Source organism: Aureimonas sp. Leaf324 (assembly GCF_001423245.1).
GTDB lineage: Bacteria > Pseudomonadota > Alphaproteobacteria > Rhizobiales > Rhizobiaceae > Aureimonas.
Window position 1 is genome coordinate 53,136 of sequence record NZ_LMOH01000028.1, and the last position, 11,908, is coordinate 65,043.

Annotated in this window: 9 protein-coding genes; 3 read left to right on the top strand and 6 right to left on the bottom strand. The window is 68.5% G+C overall.

All coding sequences use genetic code 11. The features are described 5' to 3' along the window. Window positions 1-93 precede the first annotated feature (93 nt). From ASF65_RS18290 to ASF65_RS18300, 3 genes are all read right to left on the bottom strand, one after another. A complete protein-coding gene (locus ASF65_RS18290; protein WP_055892480.1) occupies window positions 94-885 on the bottom strand; it encodes an ATP-binding cassette domain-containing protein in 792 nt (263 codons plus the stop codon). Continuing rightward, on the bottom strand, window positions 885-1,961 hold the full coding sequence (locus ASF65_RS18295) for an ABC transporter permease (protein ID WP_055892483.1): 1,077 nt from the start codon (window positions 1,959-1,961) through the stop codon (window positions 885-887). The genes ASF65_RS18290 and ASF65_RS18295 overlap by 1 nt, the downstream gene beginning before the upstream one ends. A gap of 165 nt (window positions 1,962-2,126) precedes the next feature. Continuing rightward, window positions 2,127-3,101 carry a sugar ABC transporter substrate-binding protein gene (locus ASF65_RS18300; RefSeq protein WP_244486823.1) on the bottom strand — a complete coding sequence of 325 codons (975 nt, stop codon included), beginning with the start codon at window positions 3,099-3,101 and terminating at the stop codon, window positions 2,127-2,129. Window positions 3,102-3,363: 262 nt separating this feature from the next. Between ASF65_RS18300 and ASF65_RS18305 the strand changes: the two genes are divergently transcribed. Then, window positions 3,364-4,602, top strand: a complete 1,239-nt coding sequence (locus ASF65_RS18305) for an ROK family transcriptional regulator (protein WP_082505839.1) — start codon at window positions 3,364-3,366, stop codon at window positions 4,600-4,602. 43 nt (window positions 4,603-4,645) lie between these two features. Here ASF65_RS18305 and ASF65_RS18310 read toward each other — a convergent pair whose 3' ends face one another. Further along, complete coding sequence (locus tag ASF65_RS18310) at window positions 4,646-6,253, bottom strand: bifunctional metallophosphatase/5'-nucleotidase (protein ID WP_055892487.1); 1,608 nt, start codon at window positions 6,251-6,253, stop codon at window positions 4,646-4,648. Between the two features lie 173 nt (window positions 6,254-6,426). On the opposite strand from ASF65_RS18310, the gene ASF65_RS18315 reads away from it, so the two are divergent. Both ASF65_RS18315 and ASF65_RS18320 read left to right on the top strand, forming a co-directional pair. Next, window positions 6,427-8,604: a malate synthase G gene (locus tag ASF65_RS18315; RefSeq protein WP_055892490.1), complete on the top strand. Its 2,178-nt coding sequence runs from the start codon at window positions 6,427-6,429 to the stop codon at window positions 8,602-8,604. Window positions 8,605-8,612: 8 nt separating this feature from the next. Further along, window positions 8,613-9,077, top strand: a complete 465-nt coding sequence (locus tag ASF65_RS18320) for a YqaA family protein (RefSeq protein WP_244486821.1) — start codon at window positions 8,613-8,615, stop codon at window positions 9,075-9,077. A gap of 4 nt (window positions 9,078-9,081) precedes the next feature. Here ASF65_RS18320 and ASF65_RS18325 read toward each other — a convergent pair whose 3' ends face one another. Both ASF65_RS18325 and ASF65_RS18330 read right to left on the bottom strand, forming a co-directional pair. Continuing rightward, window positions 9,082-10,473 carry a DUF459 domain-containing protein gene (locus tag ASF65_RS18325; protein ID WP_055892493.1) on the bottom strand — a complete coding sequence of 464 codons (1,392 nt, stop codon included), beginning with the start codon at window positions 10,471-10,473 and terminating at the stop codon, window positions 9,082-9,084. Window positions 10,474-10,478: 5 nt separating this feature from the next. Then, window positions 10,479-11,702, bottom strand: a complete 1,224-nt coding sequence (locus ASF65_RS18330) for a lytic murein transglycosylase (protein ID WP_055892496.1) — start codon at window positions 11,700-11,702, stop codon at window positions 10,479-10,481. Window positions 11,703-11,908 lie beyond the last annotated feature (206 nt).

Sequence of the window (11,908 nt, forward strand, 5' to 3'; positions counted from 1 at the left end):
GCCTCTTCCGGCCGCGGGTCAAGGCGAGGCGCGCCCTGAAACGCACGAAGCCGGCTCGCAGGCCGGCTTCGGAACGTTGGCGGTCTGGGCCGGTCAGGCCGCGAGGATCTCCGGCTCCGGTGCCTTGGCGCCCGTCATCAGTGCCACGGCATCCGACATCGTGATCGACTTCGGGTCCACCACGCACAGGCGCTTCGACAGGCGATGGATGTGGATGCGGTCGGCGATCTCGAAGACGTGCGGCATGTTGTGCGAGATCAGGACGATCGGCAGGCCGCGCGCGCGCACCTCGAGGATGAGGTCGAGAACCTTGCGCGATTCCTTGACGCCGAGCGCGGCGGTCGGCTCGTCGAGGATCAGGACCTTGGAGCCGAAGGCCGCCGCGCGTGCCACCGCGACGCCCTGGCGCTGGCCGCCCGACAGCGTTTCCACCGCCTGATCGATGTTCTGGATCGTCATCAGCCCGAGTTCGGACAGCTTCTCGCGGGCGATCTTGCGCATGCGCGGCTTGTCGAGCATGCGCAGGTACGAGCCGAGCGGACCCGGACGGCGCAGCTCACGGCCGAGGAACATGTTGTCGGCGATCGACAGGGCGGGCGAGAGGGCCAGCTGCTGGTAGACCGTCTCGATGCCGGCGTCGCGCGCGGCTTGCGGGTTGGCGAAGGTGACGGGCTTGCCGTCGAGGCGGACCTCGCCGGCGTCCGGCGTCACCGCGCCCGACAGGGCCTTGATCAGGGTCGACTTGCCGGCGCCGTTGTCGCCGATCACGGCGAGGATCTCGCCGGGATAGAGGTCGAAGTCGGCGTTGTCGATCGCCACCACGCGGCCGTAGCGCTTGTTCAGGCCGCGCGCCTGGAGAACGGGTTGGGTGCCGTACTGAACCATTACGCCGAGACCTTTCTGATCCACTGGTCGGCCGCCACGGCCAGGATGATGAGAGCACCGACGGTGAGGCGTGTCCACTGCGGATCGGTGCCGTAGATGCGCAGTCCCATGGCGAAGACGCCGACGATGAGTGCGCCGACGAGGGTGCCGAGCACCGAGCCGCGACCGCCGAAGAGCGAGGTGCCGCCGATCACCACCGCGGTGATCGCCTGGATGTTGGCTTCGTAGCCCGAGGTCGGCGAGACCGAGCCGATGCGCCCGATCAGCGCCCAGCCGGCAAAGGCGCAGATGAGGCCCGACACCGCGTAGACCGAGATCAGCACCTTGTTGGAGCGGATGCCCGACAGGCGCGCCGCGTCCTCGTCGTCGCCGATGGCGTAAACGTGGCGGCCCCAGGAGGTGTAGTTCAGGATGTAATAGAACAGCGCGACGAGGACGAGGACGCTGATCACCGCATAGGTGAAGACCGCGCCGCCGATCTGGAACGTGTTGCCGAGGAACTGGAGGAGCGGGGCTTCCGCCGTCACGTCCTGCGCCCGGATCGTGGCGTTCTGGGTGTAGATGAAGTTGATCGCCTCGTAGACGAACCACATGCCGAGCGTAACGATGAACGGCGGCAGTTTCACCTTGGCGACGAGGACGCCGTTGATCGCGCCGCAGAGCGTGCCGACGGCGAAGCCGACGAGGATCGCGATCGGGGCGGGCACCCCGTTCATCACGGCGAGATTGCCCATGATCACCGAGGACAGGACCATGATCGCGCCGACCGACAGGTCGATGCCGGCGGTCAGGATGATCAGCGTCTGCGCGACGCCGACGATGCCCACGATCGCGACCTGCTGGAGGATCAGCGTCATCGTGAAGGCATTGAAGAAGCGTTGGCCGATCAGGAGGCCGAACACCATGATGCCGAACAGGAGGACGATGATCGGCACCATCGTCGGGTTGCCGTGCAGGAAATGCTGGAGATGCTGCAGCGGGGTCCGGCCGTGGCCGGAGAAGTCGGCGACGCGCGTATCGCTCTTGGCGAGGCCGGATTCGAAGTCGCTGCCCTTCGTGGACGTGGTTTCGCTCATGGAACGAGGCCTCCCGGGGGCTGATGGCCGGTTCTGGCGCCGGCGTGCGCCTGGTGGATCCCTTGAGCGACGCGGGTGGCCCGTCGGGACGAGAAAGCGATGGGCGTGTGGGCGCTCGACGTCAAAGCGGGAAGCCCGGAGGCTTCCCGCAGTCTCGGAGGGGGATCAGCCCCAGCAGGCCTTGGCGGCGGCCGTCGTGTCCATCGACTTCACGCCGTCCACCGGCTGGTCGGTGACGAGGTCGACGCCCGTGTTGGTGATCTCGAGACCGGCCGAAGCCTCCGGCTTCTTGCCGCTCTCGGCGAAGGTCTTCACCGCCTCGACGCCCATCGACGCCATCTTCAGCGGGTACTGCATCGAGGTCGCGCCGATCACGCCGTCCTTGACGTTGGCGACGCCCGGGCAGCCGCCGTCGACCGAGACGATCGTCACCTTGTCGGCGAGGCCGAGGCCCTTCAGCGCCTCGTAGGCGCCGGCCGCCGCCGGCTCGTTGATCGTGTAGACGAGGTTGATCGTCGGGTCCTTCTGGAGAAGGTTCTCCATGGCCTGACGGCCGCCTTCCTCGTTGCCGTTGGTCACGTCGTGGCCGACGATGCGCTTGTCGTCCTCGTCGCCGACGACGTCCTTGTTCTTAACGTCGATGCCGAAGCCCTGCATGAAGCCCTGGTCGCGCAGGACGGCGACGGAGGGCTGCTGCGGGGTGAGGTCGAGGAAGGCGATCTTGGCGTTCTCGGCCTCCGTGCCCATCTTGGCCTTGGCCCACTGGCCGATCAGGACGCCCGCCTCGAAGTTGTCGGTGGCGAAGGTCGCGTCGGCGGCGGTGAGCGGCTCGAGCGGCGTGTCGAGCGCGATCACGATCAGGCCGGCATCGCGCGCCTTCTGGGTCGAGGAGGCGATCGCCTTGGTGTCGGAGGCAGCGATCAGGATGCCCTTGGCGCCGGCCGCGATGCAGCTCTCGATCGCCTGGACCTGGCTGTCGTGGTCACCGTCGACGCGGCCCGCATAGGACTGCAGGTTGATCCCGAGTTCCTTCGCCTTGGCCTCGGCGCCTTCCTTCATCTTCACGAAGAACGGGTTCGTGTCCGTCTTGGTGATGAGGCAGACGGTCATCGGCGATTGCGCGGAGGCGCCGGCCGTCATGGCGGCGAGACCGAGGGCGCCGAGCGCGGCGGATGCAAGAAAACGACGAATGGCCAAGGACGATCTCCCGAAACTGAAAGCGACGCCCGTCATGGCGTCCCGTCGGGCGGCTCTCCACGTCCGCGCCGAACGAAGGGCATCCAACAGCCTCGGGTTATACCTGTCAATCGATAACTCACGAAGATTTATTTATTGACAGGTTTTTCATGTTGGTGAAGGTTGATCTATTGCCGCCCGGTCTGGCGGCCAGGGGACCACATCCATGAACGATGCGAACCTGCCCGGCCTCGAGTCGCCGGCTGGCTCCGTTCGCGAAGCGACCGACGAGCGCCTGCGCGGCTCGAACCAGGCGGGCCTGCGCGCCCACAACGAGCGGGCGGTGCTGTCGCTGATCCGCCGGCACGGCGAACTCGCCAAGTCGCAGATCGCCCGCCTGTCCGGCCTGTCGCCGCAGACGGCCTCCGTCATCATGCGCTCGCTCGAGGCGGAGGGGCTGGTGCTGGCGGGCGAGCCCCGGCGCGGCCGTGTCGGCCAGCCCTCGGTGCCGATGCGTCTCAACCCGGACGGGGCCTTCGCCTTCGGCCTGAAGCTCGGGCGGCGCACCAGCGAGATCGTCCTGATGGATTTCGTCGGCCAGGTCCGCGATTCGCGCGACGTCCTTTACCGCTTTCCGCGCCGCGCCGAGATCCAGTCCTTCGTCGAGCGCGGCGTCGCGGATCTGCGTGCCAGCCTGCCGCCGGCGCTTCGGCGCCGCATCGCCGGGCTCGGGGTCGGCATGCCGTTCGAGCTCTGGTCCTGGGGCGAGGCCAACGGCGCGCCGAGCGGCGAGATGGAGGAATGGCGCCATCTCGACATGGCGACCGAACTCGAGGCGTTGACCGGCGAGGCGGTCTACATCGCCAACGACGTGACGGCCGCCTGCGGCGCGGAGCAGGCATTCGGCACGATCGATTCGGCCGACTACATCTACTTCTTCGTCGGCGCCTTCGTCGGCGGCGGCATCGTCATCGATGGCACGCTCGTGTCGGGCCGCACCGGCAATGCCGGTGCGCTCGGCTCGATGCCCGTGCCCGCGCCCGGCGGCGGTCGCCACCAGCTGATCCACGCCGCCTCGATCCACGTCCTCGAGCGCCGGGTCGAGGAGGCCGGCCGCTCGGCGGTCGAGCTTTGGCGCAAGGACGCCGACTGGACGGGGCTCGGAGACCTTCTGGAGGCGTGGATCGCGGAAGCTGCCGAAGGGCTCGCCCATGCCATCGCCTCCGCCGTCTCGGTCTACGACTTCGAGAAGGCGGTGATCGACGGCAGTTTTCCCGCTGCTGTGCGCGCCCGCCTGACGGAGGCGACGCGCCAGGCGCTCGGCCGGATCGATTTGCAGGGCCTGCCGCCCGTCGCGGTTGTCGAGGGCACGATCGGCCGGGCGGCGCGCGAGGTCGGCTCGGCAAGCCTGCCCTTCTTCGCCAAGTTCTTTCTCGACCACCGCGTGCTGCTCGCCGATCGCTGACGGCGCGGCGCCCGGCCGCGCCGGAGCCTTGCGGCCTCCAGCGCTACTCGACTTCGCGAATGCGCCCGTCGGTCGAGGCGATGTAGGGCGAGCGGCCGTCCTGGAGATAGGCGACCACCACATCCTCCATGTTCGGCCCGAAGTCGTAGGCCTTCTCGGCCCTGGTCGCGAACACGGCGTAGCCGTCGCCGCCCTGGCGCAGGAAGTTGTTGGAGACGACCGTGTAGGTCGCGGCCGGGTCGATCGGCACCCATTCGCCGGCGGCGGACGTCACGCGCACCGCCTTCACGCGGTCGACGCCCGGCGCGCCCTTGCGCGACCAGTCGAACTGGAGGCCCGCCACCTGCGGGAAGCGACCCGCACTTTCCTCGACCTGGCTGACGCCGTTTTCCAGCGCCGCCTTGATGTCTGCGCCGGTGAGCTGGAAGGTCGCCAGCGTGTTCTGGAAGGGGAGGACCGTCAGCACCTCGCCCATGGTGATCGGCCCGGCATCGATCGACGCGCGCACGTTGCCGCCGTTGCCGATCGCGATCGTCGTGCCCTGATCCTTGGTGCGGTCGAGGATCGCGTCGGCGACGAGGTTGCCCATCTGGCATTCGGCGACGCGGCACGTGTCGCGCTGGCCGTCGATCGGGGCGGCGGCTTCCGCGACGACCTTGGCCTTGATCTCCTCCAGCGGCTTGGCAAGCTCAGTGACGCGCGCCTTGATCGCCGCGTCCTCCGGCACCGAGGCGTCGAGAAGGATCGGCGCGCCGTCCGCCTTCGTCACACGTCCCTCGTCGTCGAAGGAGACGCTGAGCTTGCCGAGATATTTCGAGTAGGCGTAGGCCTGAACGATCGGCACGTCGCGCCCGTCCGGTCCCTTCACCAGCGTCGGATAGGGCCCCGCCGCCTTCGGGTCGGTGGAGGAGAGAAGCGTGTGCGAGTGGCCGCCGACGATGACGTCGATCGCGGGCACCTCGGCCGCCAAGCGCTTGTCCACCTCGTAGCCGGAATGGCTGAGGAGGATGATCTTGGTCACGCCGTCCGCGGTGAGCTTTTCGGCTTCGCGCCGGGCGGCCTCGACCGGGTCGGTGAAGGTGATCGACTTGCCGGCCGCCGTCAGTTCCTGGTTGTCCCGCGGCGTCAGGCCGATCACCCCGATGCGCTGGCCGTCCTTCTCGATCACGGTCGAGGGCTTCACGTGCCTTGCCAGCCCCGGCTCGCGCACGAGGTCGGCGTTCGCCATCAGCATGGGAAAGCGCACGGCGCCCGCGAACGTCTCGATCACCGGCACGCCGTCGTCGAACTCGTGGTTGCCAACCGCCATCGCCTCGAAGCCGATCGTGTTCATGAACTCGGCCGCGTCCTCGTTGCGGTAGCGCGTGTAGAAGAGCGAACCCTGGCTCTGGTCGCCGGCGTCGAGGAGGATCGTCGGCGTGGTGCCGGCCGCCGCGCGCTCGGCCTTCACCGCGCTCGCGATCCGCGCGACGCCGCCGAAGCATGCGTTCTCGGCCGCGTCCTTCTGTGAGCAGGGCCCGTCCGACTTCGATATCGGCTCCACGCGGCTGTGGAAGTCGTTGATGTGGAGGATCGTGAGGTCGAACGCGCGGGCGGGCAGCGCGGTGCCGGCACAAAGACAGACAACGAGGCCGAGGAGGGCGGATCGCATCAAGGGCTCCTTCGCTCTAAAACGGGCTGGCGCTTCGCCATGGGCCGGAGTGTCCCGGCGCGAAGCCGCTTTGGCAACCCTTCGGGCCCGTTCCCTACCCCTCCCGTTTGACAGGGATATTTCCTTCCCCCAAACCCGGACACACCATCGCTTGACTGGAGGAGCCCCGCGCCATGACCGAAACCGTCGAGATCCACGGCCTAAAGGTCGCCTCCGTCCTGAAGAGCTTCGTCGAGACCGAGGCCCTGCCGGGCACGGGCGTCGAGGCCGATGCGTTCTGGCGCTCGCTCGCCGAGATCCTCGCCGATCTCGCGCCGCGCAATCGCGAGCTCCTGTCCGTGCGCGACGAGATGCAGGCGCGGATCGACCGCTGGTGCGCCGAGCGGCAGGGGCGGGCGGTGGACGGCGCGGAGGCCGAAGCGTTCCTGCGCGAGATCGGTTACATCGTGCCGGAGGGCGACGCCTTCTCGGTCGAGACCGCCAATGTCGATCCGGAGATCGCGACGATTGCGGGCCCGCAGCTCGTCGTGCCCGTCCTCAACGCCCGCTTCGCGCTGAACGCGGCGAACGCGCGCTGGGGCTCGCTCTACGACGCGCTCTACGGCACCGACGCGATTTCCGAGGACGGGGGCGCCGCGCGCGGCCGGGACTACAACCCGGCGCGCGGCGCCAAGGTCGTCGCCTGGGTGCGCGACTTCCTCGACCGCTCGGCGCCGCTCGACGGCGCGTCCTGGAGCGAGGCCACCGGCTTTGCCGTTGCGGCGGGCCGGCTCGTCGTGCGCCTCGACGGCCGCGAGACCTCGATGGCGAGGCCCGATCAGTTCGCAGGCTATCGCGGCGCGGCGGACAAGCCGGACACGATCCTCCTCGCCACCAACGGACTCCATGCCGAAGTGGTGATCGATCCCTCGACGCCGATCGGCAAGATCGACCGCGCCGGCATCTCCGACGTGGTGCTGGAAAGCGCCGTCACCACGATCCAGGACTGCGAGGATTCCGTCGCCGCCGTCGACGCCGAGGACAAGGTCGCCGTCTACCGCAACTGGCTCGGCCTCATGAAGGGCGACCTCGCCGAGACCTTCGAGAAGGGCGGGCGGACGATGACGCGCCGCCTCAATCCCGACCGCGACTACACGGCGCCCGATGGCGGGGCGCTGACCTTGCCCGGCCGCTCGCTGATGCTGGTGCGCAATGTCGGGCATCTCATGACCAATCCGGCTGTCCTTCTGCCCGACGGCTTGGAGGCGCCCGAAGGCATCCTCGACGCGATGTTCACCTCGCTGATCGCGATGCACGATCTCCGGAAGACGGACGGGGCGAAGAACAGCCGCGCCGGCTCGGTCTACATCGTGAAGCCGAAGATGCACGGGCCGGACGAGGTAGAGTTCGCCGACGAGATCTTCTCGCGCGTCGAGACGGCGCTCGGCCTCGAGCCCGACACCCTGAAGATGGGCATCATGGACGAGGAGCGGCGCACCACCGTCAACCTCAAGGAGTGCATCCGCCGGGCACGCCGCCGCGTCGTGTTCATTAACACCGGCTTCCTCGACCGCACCGGCGACGAGATGCACACCTCGATGGAACTCGGACCGATGATCCGCAAGGGCGACATGAAGGCGTCCACCTGGATCAAGGCCTACGAGGACCGCAACGTCGACACGGGGCTCGCCTGCGGCCTCAAGGGCCATGCCCAGATCGGCAAGGGCATGTGGGCGATGCCCGACAAGATGGCCGCGATGCTGGAGCAGAAGGTCGGCCACCCGAAGGCCGGCGCCAACACGGCCTGGGTGCCCTCGCCGACGGCGGCGACGCTCCATGCGACGCACTACCACGAGATCTCGGTCGCCAAGGTGCAGGCCGGCCTCGAGGGCCATCCGCGCACCGAGCTCGCCGACATTCTGACGATCCCCGTCGCCGTTCGCCCGAACTGGACACCGGAGGACGTGCAGGCCGAGCTCGACAACAACGCGCAAGGCATCCTCGGCTATGTCGTGCGTTGGGTCGATCAGGGCGTCGGCTGCTCCAAGGTGCCCGACATTCACGACGTCGGCCTGATGGAGGACCGCGCCACCTGCCGCATCTCGTCCCAGCACATCGCCAACTGGCTGCGCCATGGCGTGGTGACGGAGGCGCAGGTCGTCGAGACGATGAAGCGCATGGCGGCCGTGGTCGACAAGCAGAACGCGGGCGATCCGGCCTACGAGCCGATGGCGACCGATCCCGATCGCTCGATCGCGTTCCAGGCGGCACTGGAACTCGTCCTGAAGGGCCGCGAGCAGCCGAACGGCTACACCGAGCCGGTCCTCCACCGTCGCCGGCTGGAGAAGAAGGCGGCGGCGCGCGCCGCCTGAGCCTCGGATTGAGCGAACTTCTGCAGGATGCGGGTCCCCTGTTCGTCCAGGGGGCCCTTTTCGTGTCCGCGTTCCTGTCGGCGACGCTGCTGCCGGGCTCGTCCGAGGCGCTGCTCGTCGCCCTGATCCTAAGGGGCGGTTTCGATCCGATCGTGCTGGTGCTGATCGCCACCGTGGGCAACACGCTCGGAAGCCTCTTCAACTGGGCGTGCGGGCGCTGGCTGATGCATCGGAGCGATGCGCGCTGGTTTCCCGTTTCCGAACGGCATCTCGGCCGGGCGCGTCGCTGGTTCCAGCGCTTCGGTCTGCCCTCGCTGCTCCTCGCCTGGGTGCCGGTGGTGGGCGATGCGCTGACGCTCGTCGCCGGTCTTCTCGGCGTGCGCTGGGCGCCATTCGTCGTTCTCGTCGGGCTCGGCAAGCTCGCGCGCTACGGCGTGGTGGCCGCGACGACGCTCGGCGTCCTCTCGCTCTGACCGGTCAGGGCTGGGTCGGTGCGGGCAGGCTGCGCGCGGCGGCATCGGCCGCGCTTTCCGTTTCCGGGGCTCCGGCATCCCGCGCCCGACGCCGCAACTCGTCCAGCGTCGTCGATCCGCGGAAGACGATCGCATTGCCTTGCGTCGTCGGCGACACGGCGCCACTGCGCCCCGTCCAGTTGAAATGATCGGCGCGACCTTCGGTCGGGTCCATCGGCGTGCCGGCGACCACGAGCTTGGCGCGCGGGCTGGCGTCGCTCTGCGCCTTGACGCCGGGCGCCACCGCGCCGCCGAGGAGATTGTCGCCGCCGTCGAGGCTGGGGTCGGAGAAGCTGACGGGCGGGGTCGTCGTCGCGGAGGCGAGATCGTTGACGGAGGGAAGATCGGCGGCCGACATCTGCTGCGATCCGAGGCTCGCCACGAGATCGTCGACGCTGAGGCCGAGAATGCGCGTGACCGGCTTCTCGACGAAGTAGGCGAGCTTGTCGGAGCCCGCACTGGTGAGGGTGATGCCGTCGGAATTGCGCAGCCGTGCGGTCTGCCCGGCCATGTCGGGGCCCGACGCGACGAAGGCGCCGTTGGCGTCGGTGAAGCCGCCCCAGACGTCGACGAACTCGCCGCCGGCCTTCAGCGCCGCCGTGCGATAGAGATCGTTGAAGTAGACCATGTCCTCGCTGGCGCGGTCGATGTCGAAGGGCAAGGCGCCGACCCAGACCAGCGATGCGCCCGAGGCGCGCACGGCCGAGGCCAGCGCTTCGACACGCGCGGTGTAACGGTCGCTCCACTCGGCCGTGCGCAGGGCGAGCGAGGACCCCGCGTCGCGGATCGCCTGCCGGTCGTTGGCGCCCAGCATGACCACCACGACCGACGGCTTGGTCTCTGCGATGGTCTTGCCGATCTCGGCGGGCCAGTCGAAATGATCCTCGCGAACGAGGCCGGACGAGCCGTCGACCTTCGCGACGACGCGAATCTCGCGGTTCTGCGACACGGCCTCTTCCAGCCCCTTGGCGAGCGAGCCGGCCATGAAATCGCCGACCACGAGAACGGTGCGCGCGGTCTCGCTCTTCTCCACCGGTGCGGCGGCGACGGTCGCGGCGGCGGCCGCACCGCCTCCTGCCGCGGCGATCGCCTTGCCGCCTTTCGGCCGCTGAGCGGCTGCGCTGGGGTTTCTCGCCTTGCGGACCTTCTTCACCTGTCGGCGCTGCGGCGGCTGCTCGACGCGCTGCGGCGGCTGGCGCGTTTCCGTGCGCCCGCCGCCGAACAGCATCTCGAGAAGGCCGCGCCGCTGCTGAGCCTCGGCGCGGGGGGCGTGGGAGGCCTCGGCGCCCACGACGCAAAGGGCCAGGATGGCGGACAGGAAGGCGCGGGACGCCCGCGCGTGGATCGTGTCCGCCATGATGCTCAGTGCTTCCGCAGGAGGTCGAGGAGGGCCTTCGAGGCGTTGCCGTCCTCGGCGACGCCAGCCCGGCGCTGGTAGGCCGTGATCGAGGCCTTGGAGCCCGAGCCGATCTTGCCGTCGATCTTGCCGTCGTAGAGGCCGTGGTTCGTCAGCCGCTGCTGCACCTCGTAGCGCTCCTCCATCGAGAGGGGCGTGTAGCCGCGCGGCCAAGCCTGCGCGAAGTCGCCGTAGCCGGCGATCCGGTCGGCGAGGTGGCCAACGGCGAGCGCGTACTTGTCGGCGTTGTTGTAGCGCTTGATGACGAAGAAGTTCTTGGTCATCAGGAACGCTGGGCCCGAGGCGCCCGCCGGCATCAGGAGGTTGGCGTTGTCGCCGGGGCTCGGGAAGGCGCGGCCGCTGACGCGCTGGAAGCCGCTGGCGGCCCATTGCGAGAGCTTGCGGTTGGAGCCGCGCATGTCGGCCGAGCCGGCGGGCGCCACGACCTCGTAGCCCCAGCTCTTGCCGGTCTGCCAGCCGTTCTTGGCCAGAAGGTTGGCAGCGGTCGCCAGCGCGTCGGGGATCGAGTTCCAGATGTCCGGATGGCCGTTGCCGTCCATGTCCACGGCATAGGCCTGGTAGCTCGTCGGGATGAACTGGGTGTGGCCCATCGCGCCGGCCCAGGAGCCGGTGAGGCCCTTCGGCGTCACGTGGCCGTCCTGCACGATCTTGAGCGCGGCCAGAAGCTGCGTTCGGGCGAACTTGGCGCGCTTGGGATCCATGTAGGCGAGCGTCGCCAGCGCCTGCGGCACGCTCTTCATCACGTCGTCGCGCTCGAGGATGCGGCCGTAGTTCGATTCCATCGACCAGATGGCGAGGAGGATGTGGCGGTCGACGCCGAAGCGCTTCTCGATCCGGTCGAGCCAGGGCTTGTACTGCACCAGCATCCGGCGCCCTTCGGCGACCGACTCGTCGTTCACCCGGTTGTCGAGATAGTCCCAGATCTTGTCCTGGAACTCGGGCTGGAAGCGCGCCTTCTCGATGACGTCGTGATCGGGCTCGCTGACGCCCGCGAACACGGCGCGATAGGTGTTGCGGCTGATGCCGTTCGCCACCGCCGTCTTCTCGAAGCCGGCGATCCAGTTGCGGAAACCGGCATCGGCGAGAGCGGGCGTCGAGGCCGTGGCGACCAAGAGCGCGAGGCAGCCCGCGGACAGGGCCATGAGGCGCTTGTGGATCGGTCCAGGCATGGGTCTACTCCTTGGAAGGACAGAACGTTAGCGAGGGCCTCGAGTCTAGAGGGCGGATGTGAACGCTTCCTTTACCACGTCCGGACACGAAAAGCTTTTCGATGTGTGAGGTGTCATCTAATCAGCATCTTCTTGGGCGAAATCACGGCGCTCGCGGGCGATTCGCTCGACGCGGCGTGTTGATCGAACATATAGTCACGATCTCG